At 59.2% G+C, this 17,170-nt stretch carries 16 protein-coding genes; 10 read left to right on the top strand and 6 right to left on the bottom strand.

What is annotated here, in order from left to right; translation table 11 throughout:
• The first annotated feature begins 348 nt into the window (after positions 1 to 348).
• The 8 genes from queD (at position 349) to codA (ending at position 6,427) form a co-directional block, all read left to right on the top strand.
• A complete protein-coding gene (gene queD, locus CI807_RS17115; protein ID WP_003190259.1) occupies positions 349 to 705 on the top strand; it encodes a 6-carboxytetrahydropterin synthase QueD in 357 nt (118 codons plus the stop codon).
• Positions 706 to 833: 128 nt separating this feature from the next.
• Entirely contained in the window at positions 834 to 1,208 is a 375-nt protein-coding gene (locus CI807_RS17110; RefSeq protein ID WP_095015458.1) for a hypothetical protein, read from the top strand.
• Complete coding sequence (locus tag CI807_RS17105) at positions 1,205 to 1,402, top strand: helix-turn-helix transcriptional regulator (RefSeq protein WP_016980040.1); 198 nt, start codon at positions 1,205 to 1,207, stop codon at positions 1,400 to 1,402. The genes CI807_RS17110 and CI807_RS17105 overlap by 4 nt, the downstream gene beginning before the upstream one ends.
• A 26-nt stretch (positions 1,403 to 1,428) precedes the next feature.
• Positions 1,429 to 1,875, top strand: coding sequence for a GNAT family N-acetyltransferase (locus CI807_RS17100; RefSeq protein ID WP_095015457.1), 447 nt, complete (start codon positions 1,429 to 1,431; stop codon positions 1,873 to 1,875).
• Between the two features lie 3 nt (positions 1,876 to 1,878).
• Positions 1,879 to 2,502 (top strand): NUDIX hydrolase, encoded by a 624-nt coding sequence (locus tag CI807_RS17095; RefSeq protein ID WP_095015456.1) that lies wholly within the window; start codon positions 1,879 to 1,881, stop codon positions 2,500 to 2,502.
• A gap of 191 nt (positions 2,503 to 2,693) precedes the next feature.
• Positions 2,694 to 3,962: a cytosine permease gene (gene codB, locus CI807_RS17090; RefSeq protein WP_095015455.1), complete on the top strand. Its 1,269-nt coding sequence runs from the start codon at positions 2,694 to 2,696 to the stop codon at positions 3,960 to 3,962.
• On the top strand, positions 3,959 to 5,164 hold the full coding sequence (locus CI807_RS17085) for a PucR family transcriptional regulator ligand-binding domain-containing protein (protein ID WP_095015454.1): 1,206 nt from the start codon (positions 3,959 to 3,961) through the stop codon (positions 5,162 to 5,164). The genes codB and CI807_RS17085 overlap by 4 nt, the downstream gene beginning before the upstream one ends.
• 27 nt (positions 5,165 to 5,191) lie before the next feature.
• Positions 5,192 to 6,427 carry a cytosine deaminase gene (gene codA, locus CI807_RS17080; RefSeq protein ID WP_095015453.1) on the top strand — a complete coding sequence of 412 codons (1,236 nt, stop codon included), beginning with the start codon at positions 5,192 to 5,194 and terminating at the stop codon, positions 6,425 to 6,427.
• 9 nt (positions 6,428 to 6,436) lie between these two features.
• Here codA and CI807_RS17075 read toward each other — a convergent pair whose 3' ends face one another.
• From CI807_RS17075 to CI807_RS17055, 5 genes are all read right to left on the bottom strand, one after another.
• Positions 6,437 to 8,587, bottom strand: a complete 2,151-nt coding sequence (locus CI807_RS17075; protein ID WP_095015452.1) for a lipase family protein — start codon at positions 8,585 to 8,587, stop codon at positions 6,437 to 6,439.
• A 14-nt stretch (positions 8,588 to 8,601) separates the two neighbouring features.
• Positions 8,602 to 9,366, bottom strand: coding sequence for a hypothetical protein (locus CI807_RS17070; protein ID WP_095015451.1), 765 nt, complete (start codon positions 9,364 to 9,366; stop codon positions 8,602 to 8,604).
• Entirely contained in the window at positions 9,359 to 10,195 is an 837-nt protein-coding gene (locus CI807_RS17065; protein WP_095015450.1) for a DUF4123 domain-containing protein, read from the bottom strand. Before CI807_RS17065 ends, CI807_RS17070 begins: the two co-directional genes overlap by 8 nt.
• The gene (gene tssI / locus CI807_RS17060; protein WP_095015449.1) at positions 10,195 to 12,213 is read right to left on the bottom strand and encodes a type VI secretion system tip protein TssI/VgrG; all 2,019 of its coding nucleotides are present in this window, start codon (positions 12,211 to 12,213) and stop codon (positions 10,195 to 10,197) included. The genes CI807_RS17065 and tssI overlap by 1 nt, the downstream gene beginning before the upstream one ends.
• 304 nt (positions 12,214 to 12,517) lie before the next feature.
• Complete coding sequence (locus tag CI807_RS17055; RefSeq protein WP_095015448.1) at positions 12,518 to 13,492, bottom strand: hypothetical protein; 975 nt, start codon at positions 13,490 to 13,492, stop codon at positions 12,518 to 12,520.
• 173 nt (positions 13,493 to 13,665) lie between these two features.
• Between CI807_RS17055 and CI807_RS17050 the strand changes: the two genes are divergently transcribed.
• Both CI807_RS17050 and CI807_RS17045 read left to right on the top strand, forming a co-directional pair.
• Entirely contained in the window at positions 13,666 to 14,328 is a 663-nt protein-coding gene (locus CI807_RS17050) for a carboxymuconolactone decarboxylase family protein (protein WP_095015447.1), read from the top strand.
• Positions 14,329 to 14,597: 269 nt separating this feature from the next.
• Positions 14,598 to 15,749, top strand: a complete 1,152-nt coding sequence (locus CI807_RS17045) for an MFS transporter (protein WP_095015446.1) — start codon at positions 14,598 to 14,600, stop codon at positions 15,747 to 15,749.
• Positions 15,750 to 15,886: 137 nt separating this feature from the next.
• On the opposite strand, the gene CI807_RS17040 is transcribed toward CI807_RS17045, so the two are convergent.
• On the bottom strand, positions 15,887 to 16,657 hold the full coding sequence (locus CI807_RS17040; protein WP_095015445.1) for a hypothetical protein: 771 nt from the start codon (positions 16,655 to 16,657) through the stop codon (positions 15,887 to 15,889).
• Positions 16,658 to 17,170 lie beyond the last annotated feature (513 nt).

Raw genomic sequence — 17,170 nt, 5'->3', positions numbered from 1 at the left:
TGGGGCGAAGGCCTTTTGCTTACTTTTGGGCCTTTCCAAAAGTGAGCCGCTGTAAGAGCGGAACCATAGGCGGCCGTTACCTAAATAACGGATATGTACCCGGTCAGATCCAACATCCAGGTCAGCTGTCAGGCCGCCATCGCTGGCAAGCCAGCTCCTACAGTTGGATCGCGGGGTGATAGTTAGATTATTGTCGCCTGTCAGACCGCCCGCGGGAGCAAGCTCCCTCGCCACATGCAATCTATATTTCGCCAGCAAGCCGGCACCTACAGAGGGACGGTATGCGCGGCAAGGGCTCAAGCTGTTAAACTCGCCGCCTGCCAGATACCTGACCGAGCTGAAAACACTGTGGAAATCTTCAAAGAATTTACATTCGAATCCGCCCACCGCCTGCCCCACGTACCGGAAGGCCACAAATGCGGGCGCCTGCATGGGCATTCGTTCAAAGTGGCGATCCACCTGAGCGGCGACCTGGATCCCCATACCGGCTGGATTCGCGACTTCTCGGAGATCAAGGCGATTTTCAAGCCGCTCTATGAACGCCTCGACCACAACTACCTCAATGACATCCCAGGCCTGGAAAACCCCACCAGCGAAGTGCTGGCCAAGTGGATCTGGAATGAATTGAAACCCCTGCTGCCTGAGCTCAGTGCGATTCGTATCCACGAGACCTGCACCAGCGGTTGCATCTATCGCGGCGAGTAAACCTGCGATGTGAAGAAACCACCCTGCGCGGTGGTTTTTTTGTGCCTGACACGCCTCCATGTAAAGCACCCTTGACACGGTAATAGCCTGTGCCTAATGTAAAGCACCCTTTACTCATGGAGATGGTTATGTCGGTCAAGCGCTTCCTGGTGGAATTCACGGTGACCCTGCTGGCGTATCTGGTGTGCGTCGTGGTTTCCAGCGCCTATATGTCGTCCATGCCCGACGGCGCGGGCAAAATTGCCTTGGCGTTGCTGCCGGTCATTCCGATGATCGCGATGGCGATCGCGATCATCCGTCGGTTGAACGCCATGGATGAAATGGGCCGCAAGATCCAATTGGAGGCGCTGGCCGTGGCCTTTGTGTGCACGGCGCTGACGACCTTCAGCTACGGGTTCCTGGAAACCGCTGGCTTCCCACGGCTGTCGGCCTTTATGGTGTGGCCGATCATGGGCGGCGTCTGGTGCGTCGCCACGATCATCGGCACAAGGCGCTACCAATGAACAACCTGATGCGCCAGTTGCGCTCGGAACTGGGTTGGTCCCAAGCCGACCTTGCCGAGCGCCTGGGGGTGTCGCGCCAAACCGTCAACGCCATCGAGACCGGCCGCTACGATCCGAGCTTGCCCTTGGCGTTCAAGATCGCCAAGGTGTTCGAGCGGCCTATCGAAGGCATCTTCGAAGCGCCGGCAGACTGATCGATTGTCCTGAGGAGCCCGCTGCAATGATGCGTCCCGCCACTGCTGCTGATGTTGCTGCCATCGAGGCCATTGTCCACGCGGCCTACTCGCCGTATATCGAGCGGATCGGCCGCAAGCCCGGGCCGATGCTGGAGGATTACCGCCAGTTGGTGCAGGCCGCAGGCGTACATGTGCTGGAAAATGCCGGGAGCGTTCAGGGCTTTATTATCCTGTTGGATGATGGCGACGCGCTGTTGCTGGATAACCTGGCCGTCGCCCCGAACGCCCAGGGGTTGGGCTACGGGCGGATCCTGATGGACTTTGCCGAACGCCAGGCGCTCGATGCCGGCTTCGCGGCCATTCGGCTGTACACCAACGAGGCCATGACCGAAAACATCACGCAGTACACCCGTCGAGGCTACGTCGAGACCCACCGGGCCGAAGAACACGGCCTGCGCCGGGTGTACATGACCAAACAACTCGCGGAGTAACCCATGGAGAACACTTGGCTGGCCCAGGCCAAACGCCTGCAGGCGCTGGCATCCACGGGGCTGCACTTTTGCACCGATGATTTCGAACGCGAACGGCTGGAAGAAATTGCCGAGATTGCCCACAGCATGCTCGCGCAATTGGGCAATGTGCCCTTGGAGCGTATCAGCGGGCTGGTTACGGATTTCGCCAAACGCTACTCAACGCCGATGATCGACGTGCGCGGAGCGGTCATCCAAGGTGACCGCATCCTGCTGGTGCGGGAGGTGACTGACGGCTGCTGGGCGTTACCGGGAGGTTATGCGGATATCGGCCTGTCGGCGGCGGAAAACATCGTCAAGGAGATTCGCGAGGAAGCCGGCCTGACGGTAACGGCGCGGGCCCTGTACAGCGTGACGCACAAGGCCAAGGGTTTGTATCGACCGGATGTGCGTGACTTCTACAAGCTGTACTTCCTCTGTGATCCGGTGGATCAGTCGGCACCGATGGCGGGGTTCGAGACCACCGAAGTGGGCTTTTTCCGTCTGGACGAGCTGCCACCGCTGTCGCGGGGGCGCACCATTGAAAGTGATCTGGAAGCCGCGTTCGCCTTCCACCGTGGCGAGACCACCCAGACGCTGTTCGACTGATCCAATTTGTATCACTGCTGCACCGCTTTCGTGCCCGATAGGGCACGGCGAACATTCCTGCCTGCGTTTTTCCCCTGTTTGGCTATAAATACTGTGCACGGTGCACAGCACCCGTCGTGCGCTCGTCACTGCTGCCGGTTTGGCACGCGCGGTGCAATAGGCCTGCGTCACTCATTCAGGGAGCAAGGCACATGACGCAGCAAGAACCGGGCAACGATTACCCCCTCAGCGAAGTCCCGATGCACGCGCGCAAGGGCCTGGCGTCGACTGCCATGGTGCTGCTGGGCTTTACCTTTTTTACTGCGACCATGTTTGCCGGCGGCAAGCTGGGGGTGGCGTTCAGCTTTACCGAGATGCTCGGCGTCGTGGCCCTGGGTAACCTGCTGCTGGGTATCTACGCCGCAGGCCTGGGTTACATCGCCTTCAAGAGCGGGCTGAATTCGGTGTTGATGGGGCGCTTCTGCTTTGGCGAAGTGGGCAGCAAGCTCAGTGACTTGATCCTCGGCTTCACCCAGATCGGCTGGTATGCCTGGGGCACCGCCACGGCTGCCGTGGTGCTGGGCAAGTATTTCGAGCTGGGCCAAGGCAGCGTGCTGGCGTTGATGGTGCTGTTCGGCCTGGTGTTCTGCGCCACGGCGTACGTTGGTTATCGCGGGCTGGAGATCTTGTCCTACATCGCGGTGCCGGCCATGGGCATCCTGTTGTTTCTGTCAATGTGGGTGGCCACGGTAAAAGTCGGCGGGCTGGATGGGCTATTGGCGGTGGTGCCGACCGGTGAACTGGACTTGTCCACGGCGATCACCCTGGTGTTCGGCACCTTTGTCAGCGGCGCAACCCAGGCCACCAACTGGACGCGTTTTTCGCGCTCGGCCAAGGTGGCGGTGTTGGCCAGCCTGATCGGCTTCTTTATCGGCAACGGCTTGATGGTGTTGATCGGTGCCTACGGTGCCATCGTCTATCAGCAACCGGATGTGGTCGAAGTGTTGCTGCTGCAGGGCTTTGCCATGGCGGCGATGGCCATGTTGCTGCTCAACATCTGGAGCACCCAGGACAACACCATCTACAACTTCGCGGTGGCCGGCTGCAACCTGTTGCGCACCAAACGCCGCAAGACCGTGACCCTGGCCGGCGCGGTGATCGGCACGCTGCTGGCGTTGCTTGGCATGTACGACATGCTGGTGCCGTACTTGATTCTGCTGGGCACGGTGATCCCGCCGATTGGCGGGGTGATCATGGCGGACTTCTTCTATCGCTATCGCGGCCACTACCCGCGCCTGGCGGATGCGCGTCTGCCGGCATTCAACTGGCCGGGGCTGGTGGCCTATGGGGTGGGCACCGTGCTGGCGTTCAACTCACCTTGGGTCGCACCGTTGGTGGGTATCGTGGCCGCGTCGCTGACCTACATCGTGCTCACCGCCATACTGCGCGTGCGTACCCCCTTGGCTGACGCCCAGGCATGAGCCTGACCCTCGCCGATGTGCTGGCCTTGCCGGGCCTGGAGTCCATGCGCCTGCGTGCCGGCGCGGCTGGCCTGGATAACGGCGTGCGTTGGCCGTATGTGGCGGAAAACAGCGGGATCGCCGAGTGGGTGCTGGGGGGCGAACTGGTGTTCGTCACGGGGATCAATCACCCACGCGATGAGGTTAACCTGCTGCAATTGCTGGAGGAAGCCTGTGACCGTCAGGTGGCCGGGCTGGTGGTCCTGACGGGGCCCGCGTATATCCAGGCGATTCCCCCGAGCCTACTCGACGCCGCCGAAGCCGCCGGCATGCCACTGATCGAGCAGCCTTACTCGTTGAAAATGGTGCTGGTGACTCAGGCCATTGGTTCGGCACTGATCCAGTCCGAACAGTTGGGACGCTCGAAGCATGATGTGCTGGAGCGTTTGCTGACTGGCGATTACCAATCACTGGAGGTGTTGCTGCATCGAGCCTCGCAACTGGGCATGCCATTGGCCGGGCATTGGCAGGTGGCTCAATTGCAACTGGAAGGCAGTGAGTTGCTGTTTGCCCAGGGTGATGCGGCCTCTGTGGAGGTGCATTTGGCCCGCCACCATGACGGTATCAGCCGTCGATTGCGTCAACTCTCGCCCGGTTTGCCGGTACTGGGGCGGGCTGGGCAATGGACGATGCTGCTCCCGGCTTCGGATGCTGTCGCAGCATTGGCTAACCGCCAGCAATTGGCCAACTGGCTCAAGCCGCTGAACCTGCGCCTGGCACCGCTCAAACTGTATATCGGCCTGAGCGCCGCCGCTCACCCACCGGCACGCCTGGCCCAGGCGCAGGATGAAGCCCGCCAGGCGCTCGCCGCTGCGCGACGCTTCAGCGAGCGCGCCGGGTTGTGCGTGTACGACGAACTGGGCGTACTCAAATTGCTCAGCGGCGTACGTGATCGCGCCCTGCTCGACCAGTTCCTGAATGAACGCCTCGGCCCATTGCTGCGCCATGATTTGCACCATGGCCCCAGCCTGATGCCCACCCTGGAAGCCTGGTTCCACGAGAATGGTAACCTTGTGGCCGCCGCTCAGCGGCTGGCCGTGCACCGCAACACCCTGACGCACCGCGTCCAGCGCATCGAAGCCCTCTGCGGACTGACGCTGGATAATGCTTATGATCGCCTGGACATTGGCATTGCGCTGATGATCTGGCGACTGTCTGCCTGATTGTTTTTAGCCAAGAGGAACTTGCCCATGCACATCATCAACGCCCGCCTGCGCAACCGTGAAGGCCTGCATGATCTGCACCTGGAACATGGCCGGATCGCCAGCATCACGCGGCAATCGGGATCACCGATAGCCGCAGCCGACGACCTGGACGCCGCCGGCAACCTGGTGATTCCACCCTTCGTCGAACCCCATATCCATCTCGACGCCACCCTGACGGCCGGCGAACCGCGTTGGAACATGAGCGGCACCCTGTTCGAAGGCATCGAGTGCTGGGGCGAACGCAAAGCCACCATCACGCAGGAAGACACCAAGGTCCGCGCCAAAAAGACAATCCAGGCGCTCGCTGCCCACGGGATCCAGCATGTGCGCACCCACGTCGATGTCACCGACCCGGACCTCACCGCGCTCAAGGCCATGCTGGAAGTGCGTGAAGAAAGCACGCACCTGATCGACCTGCAGATCGTCGCTTTCCCCCAGGAAGGCATCGAGTCCTATCGCAATGGCCGCGAACTGATGGAAGAAGCCATCCGCCTGGGCGCCGACGTCATCGGCGGCATCCCGCACTTTGAATACACCCGCGACCAGGGCGTGAGTTCGGTGAAGTTCCTGATGGACCTGGCCGAACGTACCGGCTGCCTGGTGGACGTGCATTGCGACGAAACCGACGATCCGCACTCACGCTTTCTCGAAGTGTTGGCCGAAGAAGCCCGCAGCCGCGACATGGGTGCCCGCGTCACCGCCAGCCACACCACGGCCATGGGCTCCTACGACAATGCCTACTGCGCCAAACTCTTCCGTCTGCTGGGGCACTCGGGGATCAGCTTCGTCTCTTGCCCCACCGAGAGCATTCACCTGCAAGGCCGCTTCGACAGCTTCCCGAAACGCCGTGGCGTCACCCGGGTCAATGAACTGCTGGAAGCTGGCATGAACGTGTGTTTCGGCCAGGACTCCATCGTCGATCCCTGGTATCCCCTGGGCAACGGCAACATCCTGCGGGTATTGGAAGCCGGTTTGCACATCTGCCACATGCTCGGCTACCGCAATCTGCAAAGCGCACTCGACCTGGTGACTGACAACAGCGCCAAGGCCATGGTCCTGGGGGACCGTTACGGCCTGGAGGCCGGAAGGCCAGCCAACCTGTTGATCCTTTCGGCAGGCAGCGACTACGAGGTCATCCGCAGCCAAGGCTTGCCGCTGTACTCGATTCGCAACGGCAAGGTGTTGATGAAGCGTCAGCCAGCGCAGGTGGAGTTCGTGTAAAAGCCAGGCTCAGACGATCGAGTCGATATCCAGCGTTTGCGCCCTCCTCCATCCGTGATGCAGCGCGGGAGGAATGCGGGCAACTTGCGACAGTTCACGGTTTTCACGGTGGCTGAACCAGCGCTTGAGGCTGGGCTGCAAGTGGGCGCTATGGGCCTGGCTGCCGTAGACATCACGGGCTTCCAGGCGTCGCCAGCGCAGGGTCGCAAGGCGCTCACGGCTGGTGTGCAAGCGATCGATCTCGCTGTTCAAGGCATCATGATGTTCATAGCCCCGATCGTTGGCGGGCCTGAGACGGGCCAGCTCCCGACGCTTGTTGCGCAGTTGCTCGCGCATGGTCTCGAGTGCCAGGTCGAGCAACTCGAACTCTCTTGGCGTGACCAGCGGGCCGTTGCTTTCCTGGGTTTGTTGCCAGCGACGCAGCGTCGCCCAGGCCGCCGGGATGTAGCTGGCGGTCATGAAATGCTGGTTGGCCTGGAACAGCTGTTTCAGCAGGTTATCCCGTTCGGGCATATCGCCATGAAGTTGCAAGGCGCGGTTGCAACCGGCCTCCTGGATAGACTCACAACCGGGCTTCCACAGCACCGAAGACTGCGTGCCGTCCGGCAACATGATCGGCATGAAATGGTGTTGTTCGCCGTGGTGTTGGTAAGGGTTTCCACCCAAACGCACCAAACCGGCGGCGAACAACAGGCCGCCCGGCGCGGGGGCGCTGAACAGTGTGATGGCGCCAGGGATCCAGAGTTTGGCGGTGGTGTTCATCCACGGAGCCGGGACGCTGGGGACGGGGTCGTTGTGATTGACGATGCGGTGGTGGACCAGGGTTGAGGCGCCCTCGGTGAATTCGGCGTCGGCGGCGCGGGGGGCGCCGTAGGTGTAGAGGAGGATGTTGTAGTTACGGTCCTGAGTACGACGTAACCCTTCTGCCAATAGCAAAGCAATTGCACCGCCGAGGCTGTGACCGCAAATAATTATTCGTTGGCCGGAGTGAAATTGGTCAAGGTAGCGCAGCACGAAATCTCGCATTGCCCGGTAAGCCTGATAAAAACCTTGGTGGACCTTACCGACCCCTTCTGTGAAAGGGATTTGGTGGGCATTTGCATCTCGCATCCCGTCTGCGGCGCTGGCAGTTCCACGCACTGCAATCAGGATTACCTCTTCGTGGTGCGTGATAAACGCTTGGGTATCTGTCCCAAAATGCTCATCATCGAAAAAGTGCAACCGTGCTGGATGTTCTTGTTTATCCCTAAGCTCCGGTCGATTTTGTGGATACAAAGAAGGATCGAAGGGCAGAATCTCGAAGCGTTGAGAGTAAGGAACCTCCTCGTAAATGGGGTAGAAACGCTGCACCTGTTCTGCATCGAACCGCCATGCCTCTTGGTAGCCCGAAAGTCCTTCAGCGAATAGGTGCCCAACGCTGGGATCATGAGGGAAGCGAACTTGGTCTTGGGGACTTTTAGATGGCTCCTGACCGAAATTGCAGTAACTCAAAGTAGCCATCAATGCCAGTTGATAGAGATTCAAGGCACAGAAGCTGTCATCGGTTGAAAGTATCGGGCGGAAGGCCCGTAGTGGTCGGACCTCCAAAGCAGTGTGGTTGTTAGGAAACAACACGATTCCTGCCAAGCTTGATTGAGGGGGTCCAAATCCCAGGTCACCCATCATTTTTAATGCATGCCTCTGGGGTTGATGACTCCGCTGCGCAACAGGTGGCAAGTGGGCGACATGACGGACTAAATCACGCACATCCACCTGATAGAACCGGTTGGCCTTTTGCTGAGCGGGATTACTTTCGGGGCGCCGACCATCAGCGGCAGCAAAGCGAGTCTGCTCAGCCCGAACTTGAAGCTCGGTGATGGGAAGTTTGTAGGTGGGACGCACCATCAGCCAATGATATGGGTGCTCTTCGCCTGAATACAGGTCATCAAAAGCAAGTACCACGGGCCCACAATAAATATCTTGCAGCTTTGCGAACCCTTCTCCATTGAGCCTGCCTTTGTACTCCTGCCCTGCACTATCGTAGATGGTGTAAGACAGGCCACCATATGCCGTTCCCACGCCAAGTTCATCAACCAGGCAAAAGCTCACCCAATCCCCGCGCAGTGAACACGCCGGCTTACTATCACTGAAAAAAGATTGCTTCCGTGCATCCAGTTTCATGGCCTTGCTCCTTGTTATTTACACGACGGATAGACATCACAGACGCGACCATCCGGCATTTTTATAGGTTTAAAGTCGGAGGTGTTGCCGTTACAAAACGCATAAAGGTCCTCGAAGTTTTTACCTTTACAGCGCTTCCAGCCGCCTGGTACGGCTACCCAGTTATCGCCAACAGCCGGTTCCTCCTCATCAACGACAGTCAACACCATCCTGAGCGTTTTTCCTGGTAACTGATCTCGTTGCACAAGACCTGACAACGAACTCGCTGTACTCGGATAGCTGCATTTTAGAATCTTGATGACCGCGTGCTGCGGCCCCACCGTCCGAAACGACCACTGACAACGCCGGTGCAACTCCTGAACCCCCGTCGCTGGCATCCCCGATTCATCAACGTCCGAATCATCTAGAATTGGGAAACCGGTGAGGTCTCCCCCAACATCCGTATCTCGCGTCCCCCATTTCGCATACATATCAAAATCCACACTCCGCAAAACCGTAGGGCAGCCCTCAATCACTTCACTCAGTGGCAGCTCAACACTCACGCGTTTGGCCACAGGCTTGTAGCTCGCAATAAAAATCTTCCGCTCCGGTCGCTTCCCCCGACGCCAGGGTAACGTGCAAACTTCCCCGGTCGCAGGTCCATAGTTGGCACCACCGATGAAGCGGAACTCCGCCGGCAGATCCACCTCCAGCGTAAAGCGGTCAACCGCCTTGCCCGCACACCCCGTCAGTCCCAGCATCCCCACCACAGCCCACACACCAAGCCTTCGCCTACCCATCTTTTTTCCCCATCAGTCTCCACTGCTCCACCACCCGTTCAAAGTGATCCCCCGGTGCCTCTCCAGCCAGAGGTTGCCACCGAATGAAACTGTTGCGTGTGGCCTCTTCGAGTCGTCGCACCACCAGAAACTCCAATTGCTCCGGCCCCCGCCATTGCCAGATACGGGCCTGCTCCAACACTTGGCTCAGCCAGACTCTCGGGTCTTGGAATTCCACCAATGCGACCAGGTCTTCGCTATGTTCGGCCAACAGGTAACGCAGGATATTGGCGTGCAGAATGGCATCCGCGTTTGGGTTGGGTGTGTTCAGCCACGGGACCGGATCAGGCAGCGGATATTCACCGGGAGTCGGGTTGTCGACCGTGCGCCAGCGGTCTTCGTGCCAGTAGCACAGGCTGATCAAGGGGCCGAGGAATACCGGCCATTGGTCCGGGCATAGATAATCCAGCGCACGCGCCAGGGTACGGTTATCGTGAAAGCGGTACAGCGACTGCTCGCCCTGCGGTCCCGTCAGCAAACGGTCGCGCCAGTGCCGAGTCACGCCCGTCAGGTCCTCGCACGGTAAACTGCCCAGCCAACCCCAGTTATTCTCGGGCTGTTGCAAGAGGTCGCGTAATGCAGGCTCGCTCATCTGCTTCAACAGCAGGATCACAGGTCCTTCCACCCCGCACTCCGCCAGTACCGTCTCACCATAGAGGCTGCGATAGTCCGACAAGCTGCGCACCGCCAGCAGCGGCTCGCGCGCGGCGCTCTGCCCGTCGAGGATCAAACACAGGTGTCGCCCAGCCTGCTGTTGTCGGGCAATCCATTGTCCCGGCATGTTCTGCATCAGGCGGCCCTCGCCGGCAAATCACACAGGCCTTCACGACATCGCTCGCACACCGGGCAGTAGTCCGCCCCCAACTGCCTGGCGAGGTTCATAATCGTACCTTGTACCTTGGAGACTTCTGGCGCACCGGCCATCTTCAAGGCACTCGTCAATTGGGTCACAGACGGTGAACCGCCCAGGGTGATGGGACGACTGCTGAAGATGCCTCCAGCCTGGATGACCAGATGCTCTCCACCTGCCTTGAGGCTGAGTTGCGCCCCGGCATCGATTACCAGGCTGGCACCGGACTTGAGGTGAAGTTGTTGCCCAGCCTCAATGACCAACGTCTGAGCCACGTGGGTCCGGCTATCGCCCTGCACATCAAGGTAGTCGCTCGCTTTGAGTAGCACTTTGCGATCGCCGCTGACCTGACGATGCTCTTCGCTTTCCAAGTAAACCGTGCTTAGCCCATGGATGACTTCTCGTCGCTCCCCCACGACCTCCAACCGACTGTCATTGCCGACCCGTTGCTCCAGGTCCCGCTGCGCACGCAGGTAGACAAGCTCCTCGCCATGACGGTCCTCCAGGAACAACTCGTTGGCGCCTTCGCCACCACGGGAACTGCGGCTGCGCAACACGCTGCGGGTTTTGTGCTGCGGCAAGGGATAGGCCGGCGGGTTCAACGCATTCGGCAGGCAGCCATTGATCAACGGGCGATCGGGGTCACCGTCCAGGAAGGTCACCAGCACTTCCATGCCCACACGGGGGATCATCGTTGCGCCAAACCCATCACCGGCCCACCCGGACGCCACCCGCACCCAGCAACTGCTTTTATCATCCGCGTTGTCCAGGCGGTCCCAGTGAAAGCGCACCTTCACCCTGCCATAGACATCGCAATGCACGTCCTCACCGGCGGGACCGGTCACGGTTGCGGTCTGGCTGCCATTGATGGTCGGCTTGATGTGCCTGAGGGGCGGCCGATGCACGGCCTGCCAAGGTGTTGCGGTAAAACGATTGCGATAGCCCTGGAACATCTCGGTTGCCGGCGTTGCTTCCTCCAGCACTTGTGGTTGATAACCCTCATGACGCACTGACGTGATCAGCCACAGGTCGTTGCAGGATGAGTCAGGATGATCTCGTATCTCAAGGAAGTGCCCACTGCGCAGCACTGGCTGATCACTCTTGCCCAATGCCCGATGCCGGTCGCGCTGATGACGCTCCAGGCTCCGACCTGCCAACTGCTTGCCACGGACATGACCGGTGAATCCTGCAGGGTACTGATAGTCCTCAAGGGGGATTGTCGCCGCGCCACCCGCGCAGTCGTTCAGCTGCAAGGCAGGATGTTCGAAGTCGTAATCACGGCGCACCGTCTTTTGGCTGCGGATGCCCAGGCGCACGTCGAACCGCTGGATAACCGGCCCATCGGCTTGCGGCCCGCCAGGAGCGCTGTAGTGTTGCGCAGGTAAACGCCGAAACACCGTCTGGTCATCGCCAAATACCAGTAGATGATTGTCCACACTGTGGCGGAAATGGTAGTGGATGCCCTCTTCTTCACATAGACGCTGGATGAAGTGAAGATCACTTTCTGCGTACTGCACACAGAACGTACGCGGCGGATAAACCACCGGGCCAAGCTCGAAGGCGTATGCATCCGCCAGGATGCCATGCTGCTCAAGGACCTGCGCGATGATCTGCGGCACGCTGCGCTGCTGGAAAATCCGCTGGTCGCGTCGGTGCGCAAGATAAGCCAGGCGTGGCGCCAGCGTCAGATGATAACGCGTGGTGCGCCGACCGGGGTCATCCCGGCCGATGGCGTAAACCTGCCCATGCAGGCCTTCGTTCGCTTCACCGAAAGCCAGGTAGGCGGGTTGGTGGAGCAGCGCCTCCAGGTCAAGGGAAGGGTTTTCGCTGATCGCCTGTATGTGGATGAAAAAAGGTTGATCGAGGACTTCATTGCCTTTGAATGCCAGGACTTGCAAGTCGATATTTACAGGTGGAAGAACCAGATTGAAACGTGACGAAAAAAACGCGTTAACCATCCGTTGTTACCCGCCGCTAATGAATGAACACCCTGAGATACGCCCTCTCGTCAAACATCGAATTAGTTACCGAGAAAAAGCGCTGGAACGTCTCAAAGCTTAGTCATTTCAGGCAGGATTCGGCCATTTGAAAATAAAAAAGAAGTTTCGTACAACCAAGCTGGAAGTATCTATTACAAAAAATAAAACAAACCAACGTGCCATTTCTTAATAACAAGAAATGCCCTACACCGACTTACATAAACATGACTAACTAACATAGAAACGGCTGACACCGACTCACAGTGTCAGCCGTTAAACAACTTCATGCTTGCAGCCGCGCAGCACCGAACAGACTGACGCTCAGGACCGTCTCGCCGTCAGTCTGCAAGCGAACCGGCGCAATGCCACCTGGCATCACCACTGCAACCTCTCCACTCTCGACCCAACCCGCCCGCCACGCCGCACAAGCCACCGCACTGGCGCTGGTTCCGGAAGACGCAGTGGGCCCCTCTCCTCGTTCGAACACCCGCGCGAACACTCGATTGCCAGGCTGGCGCGCCGCCCATTGCAGGTTGATCCCTGCCGCACAAGGCCGGCCACCACCCGCAGGGGGCGCAAATGCAATCGCCTTCAACGGTTCGTAAAGCGCGGGCTGCTGCATCTTCAGGTTGTCCGGCAATGCCGACACCTGCTCGACCAGCGTCACGCAATGGGGATTACCCACCCGCACAAATTGGCTGGTTGCCCACTGAGGGTTGATCGCCGCCAACTCGCTCACATGACTCGGTTCAGTTTCATCCACACCCGTCTGCGCCCCCACCGCTTCGGGCCCGAAACCGGGCACCCCCAGTTCAAGCCAGAACCCCGCAACCTGTTCACGGACTGCCGCTTCAACCCGTGTCGTCACCGGTGATAGCGCGTCCGGTTTGTCGTGATGCACCCGCAACTCAGAGGCTCCGCTCATCAGGGCCTGGTCAGTGAGTGCCTGGGCGAAAATCGTCAAGCCGTTGCCACTGCGTTCGGCCAAGGAACCGTCGGTGTTGACGATCAGCAGATCAAATGGCGGCTCGGCCTGGAACGGCCCGACCAGCAAGCCATCACAGCGATGGGCCTTGGCACCGGCCGAACGCGGCAGCGAGCCCCAACTGCATTCGGCGGCGATAGCCGACGATGCCCAGTTGCTGCGGGTACGCGCAGCCAGCGCAGCGCACTCGGGTACAGCAATGCCCGCGTCTCTCAATGAGGCCGGGCTGACCACGCCATAGATATTGCCGCGGGCGTCATAGAACAGTGCCATGAGATCATCCACCTGGGCATGTGCTGAAGAAGGAGCAGATTGTGTGGGATCTCGATGCTACACGCCATCCTGCAAGCACTACACTCTCAGTTTCCCAGGATGGACGTTGTCATCAGGCCGAAGTCCGTGCGCAGTCGAGTAAACGCCGTCCTCTCACGCTGGAGGATGCAAGCATGAAGACAATCACCCCACACAGTCCCGTTGAAACCCTATACCGAGAAGGTCGCAAGACATTTATCGAGTTGGTGCCGGATGGCGGTGCACGGTTGGATGCGCTGTTCCATACGGCACCCGCCCTCGGTGAATTGGCGGTAGGCGTGGTGTACGGCTATCTCCATAGCCGCCCCGGCCTTGACCCTCGCTTGCAAGAGGCCGCGATCTTTGCGGCGATTGTGGCAGCGGGCATGATCGGGCCGCCGCTGAGCGTGCACTTCAAGACCAGTCTCGCAGAAGGCCTCGCGCCGGGTGAGCTGACCGAACTGCTACTGGTTGCGTCAGCTTTCACAGGGTTCCCCCGTGCGGTGGCAACGGCCGATCAACTCAACCAACTGTTCGCCAGCGCGGGCTTGCCTTCTCCACCGCCACCGGCACCCCGCGCAGTCGTCATGGCTTTTTGCGACAGTGTACGCGGGGGCCAGCCTTCCTTCCCGGTGGACGCCGAGGTCCGCAAACTCCTGCGCAATCCCCGCCGCCTGTCGCTGCACGCCACAGCAGCGGATAGGGTGGTAATCGAGAGTTACAAGGGCAAGGAAACCCATCCCAGAGGGATGCTGCTGGTACGGGTAGTGGGCGCCGAGGTGGTTGAAGTCAACGTCTATGGGCCAACGTCTGCCTGACCAGGTGCCGAAGGCGGCCTGGAAGGTGGTAATCCACCGCGAGAACCCTGGGGTTCAAAAGCCCCCACAGGGATTACGCACCTTCCAGACCGCCTCCTACATACTCGATACTGCTTGTGTGGCGACGAACCGTATCGACGTTCCAGATGTGTAAAAATAAAATTCATGACCATCGCCATCCCAACGGAACGCGGCTCGCGCCTCATGGCCTGATGTGCAAGGATGTCACGCCGGACATCGTTCTTAGAACGCAAAACCAAGGATTTTTCATGACTGCCATCCCCACCTCAGCGCCCGTGGTTCCCGGACGGCTGGAGCAAATGTCGACCCGTATCGCTTTCTTCATTGCCGGCTTCGGTATTGCAGCCTGGGCGCCGCTGGTGCCCTACGCCAAGGCCCGTGCCGATTTGAGCGAAGGCACCCTGGGCCTGCTGCTGTTGTGCCTGGGGGTCGGCTCGATCATTGCCATGCCCGCCGCCGGTGCGTTGGCGTCGCGTTTTGGCTGCCGACGCGTGCTCAGCGCTGGGACGATCATGATCTGCCTGGCATTGCCGATGCTGGCGACGGTCAGTTCGATTCCGTTATTGATGGCGGGGTTGTTTCTGTTTGGCGCCGGCCTCGGCACCGTGGACTCCACGGTCAACTTGCAGGCGGTGATCGTCGAACGCGCCAGCGGCAAGACCATGATGTCGGGCTTTCATGGACTGTTCAGCCTGGGCGGGATTGTCGGTGCAGCGGGCGTTTCGGCGCTACTGGGGCTAGGACTGTCGCCACTGCAGGCGACCCTGGTGGTGATCGTCATCACGCTGGCTGCACTGCTCAAGGCCGCACCGCACCTGCTGCCCTACGGCAGTGAAAGTTCGGGCCCAGCGTTCGCCGTGCCCCACGGCGTGGTGCTGTTCATCGGTTGCCTCTGCTTTATCGTGTTCCTGGCCGAAGGCGCGGTGCTGGACTGGAGCGCGGTGTTTCTCAGTGCCGAACGCGGCCTGGATGAAGCCTATGCAGGACTCGGTTACGCAGCCTTTGCCTTGACCATGACGGCCGGACGCTTGACCGGTGATGCCATCGTGCGTCGGCTGGGCGCTACCCGGGTGATCGTGGCTGGCGGCGCGCTGGCGGCCGCCGGTACATTCCTCGCCACATTGTCCCCGGCCTGGGAAATGGCCTTGCTGGGGTATGCACTCATAGGCGCAGGTTGCTCCAACATCGTGCCGGTGCTCTATACCGCTGTCGGCAAGCAGACCGTCATGCCAGAACACATTGCGGTGCCGGCCATTACCACCCTGGGCTATGCCGGCATATTGGCTGGGCCGGCCATGATCGGGTTCATCGCCCATGGCAGCAGCCTGGCCACCGCGTTCCTGTTAATCGGTGTGCTGCTGGCGGCGGTGGCGGTGAGTGGGAAGATACTGCGGGTGTGAGCGTAAGACGGCATGAGTCATTTGAGTTTATCAAGCGGCTCATGCACCACTGCACGTGTTACTCGCCCTTCTCTGCCTTGTCGTTCTCTATCCAGCATCCAACGCTGTAGTTCTTATACCAATCATCGTGGTCTAAACTACCGACGGGAGTCACCATTGGCGTTGTAACCTTCTAAAGACGCTCTTAACTCTGGCCTGTCCATGATCGCGTTGGCCAAGTGTACATCGTAAGCCCTATATTTTTTTCTCGGACTCCGCGTGGCAGGATCGATCACAACATTACCGCTCACATTTGTAAAGTTTGGGTTGGAAGCAATTTCCTTAATCTTGTCTGCGCTGACGTACCAATGTTCTTCAGAAAACGCGTTACGACCACAGTCTGTGTCTTTCCAATCAGGAAGCACGCTAAGGAACGCCTCGGTAACCTGTCTATTGCTTTTCGATTCGAACGGATTCTTGTGTTCGATATTAGGATCGGTATTGCCGTGTAGTGTCATGGTGGCGTCAGAAAGACTATCAACCGTGACGTCCCCACCTTTTCCAGTTATCGCCTCCGTCATTCGGGGCCGGTTGAGTATCGCCTCCAACAACCTGCGTGTGCGCTCTGGGACATTGCTACTTGCGATGGCATCGTTAAAGGAAGACAACGTCAGCTTGCCGTCTTTTTTGAAGGGGTCCAGCAATGGCAAATCGTTCTTCAGGTCGGTCGCCAGCAGATGGTCATCTGAACGGGTAAAAGGGTTCCCAACGTTCTTCATTCCCCCGTATAGGTTTTGACCGTCAAAGTGCCGTTCGGAGCTGTTCGGAAAACGGTAATCGTTAACCCCGCGCGTATATGACGCGTAAGAATCGCCCCCCACACGTGCTACCGGTTGTGTAAAGCCCAGAGCATTGACACTCTCAGTCATGATTTACCTCCACCCTATCTAGATTCCGTAACCTGGGCCTTGCTCGCCTGATCCTCGAAAACACTTCGAAATCATCGTGGCAAAAAGCGCTGATTGAGTGGCTCGAAGAAAACGATGGTTCCAAAGACTGTCGTCAAAAACGCCGCACATTCCTGAATGAATCTTGAGTGTTTGTAACCCGTTCATTGGGTAGGGCTTCCATGCCCCAGAAATGGTATCGGTAGGTGGGAAAACGGCAGGACCTAACGACGGGACAACTTGCTCCAAAAACTGGAGAACAGTGACATAACAGGACCGTGGGTCGAGTCTTCAATGATGACCCGAGAACCTTTGTCAAAATCTTCCGCGGTAGGCGCCTTGAAGCTGAACCTGGGCGAAGATGTGAGATAGAGCCCCAGAGGTTCTCTGGGGTTTTCCGCCTCCTGCGCAGGTGCGGCCAAGGTCGGGATTTTGTACTGAGAATAACGGGATTCAAGTGATGTCGAATTCATAGTCCAGACCTGATCCGGTGGA

It is taken from the genome of Pseudomonas sp. NS1(2017), assembly GCF_002269425.1.
In the GTDB taxonomy this organism is placed as follows: Bacteria; Pseudomonadota; Gammaproteobacteria; order Pseudomonadales; family Pseudomonadaceae; genus Aquipseudomonas; species Aquipseudomonas reactans.
Note: the sequence above shows the minus strand (reverse complement) of the source record. Positions and strands in the feature narration are given on the sequence as shown.

Bases quoted from the DNA above. Each gene is read 5' to 3' on its own strand.
- CI807_RS17110 (WP_095015458.1), top strand. From the start codon at position 834: ATGTCGGTCAAGCGCTTCCTGGTGGAATTCACGGTGACCCTGCTGGCG.
- CI807_RS17105 (WP_016980040.1), top strand. From the start codon at position 1,205: ATGAACAACCTGATGCGCCAGTTGCGCTCGGAACTGGGTTGGTCCCAA.
- CI807_RS17100 (WP_095015457.1), top strand. From the start codon at position 1,429: ATGATGCGTCCCGCCACTGCTGCTGATGTTGCTGCCATCGAGGCCATT.
- CI807_RS17095 (WP_095015456.1), top strand. From the start codon at position 1,879: ATGGAGAACACTTGGCTGGCCCAGGCCAAACGCCTGCAGGCGCTGGCA.
- codB (WP_095015455.1), top strand. From the start codon at position 2,694: ATGACGCAGCAAGAACCGGGCAACGATTACCCCCTCAGCGAAGTCCCG.
- CI807_RS17085 (WP_095015454.1), top strand. From the start codon at position 3,959: ATGAGCCTGACCCTCGCCGATGTGCTGGCCTTGCCGGGCCTGGAGTCC.
- codA (WP_095015453.1), top strand. From the start codon at position 5,192: ATGCACATCATCAACGCCCGCCTGCGCAACCGTGAAGGCCTGCATGAT.
- CI807_RS17075 (WP_095015452.1), bottom strand. From the start codon at position 8,587: ATGAAACTGGATGCACGGAAGCAATCTTTTTTCAGTGATAGTAAGCCG.
- CI807_RS17070 (WP_095015451.1), bottom strand. From the start codon at position 9,366: ATGGGTAGGCGAAGGCTTGGTGTGTGGGCTGTGGTGGGGATGCTGGGA.
- CI807_RS17065 (WP_095015450.1), bottom strand. From the start codon at position 10,195: ATGCAGAACATGCCGGGACAATGGATTGCCCGACAACAGCAGGCTGGG.
- tssI (WP_095015449.1), bottom strand. From the start codon at position 12,213: ATGGTTAACGCGTTTTTTTCGTCACGTTTCAATCTGGTTCTTCCACCT.
- CI807_RS17055 (WP_095015448.1), bottom strand. From the start codon at position 13,492: ATGGCACTGTTCTATGACGCCCGCGGCAATATCTATGGCGTGGTCAGC.
- CI807_RS17050 (WP_095015447.1), top strand. From the start codon at position 13,666: ATGAAGACAATCACCCCACACAGTCCCGTTGAAACCCTATACCGAGAA.
- CI807_RS17045 (WP_095015446.1), top strand. From the start codon at position 14,598: ATGACTGCCATCCCCACCTCAGCGCCCGTGGTTCCCGGACGGCTGGAG.
- CI807_RS17040 (WP_095015445.1), bottom strand. From the start codon at position 16,657: ATGACTGAGAGTGTCAATGCTCTGGGCTTTACACAACCGGTAGCACGT.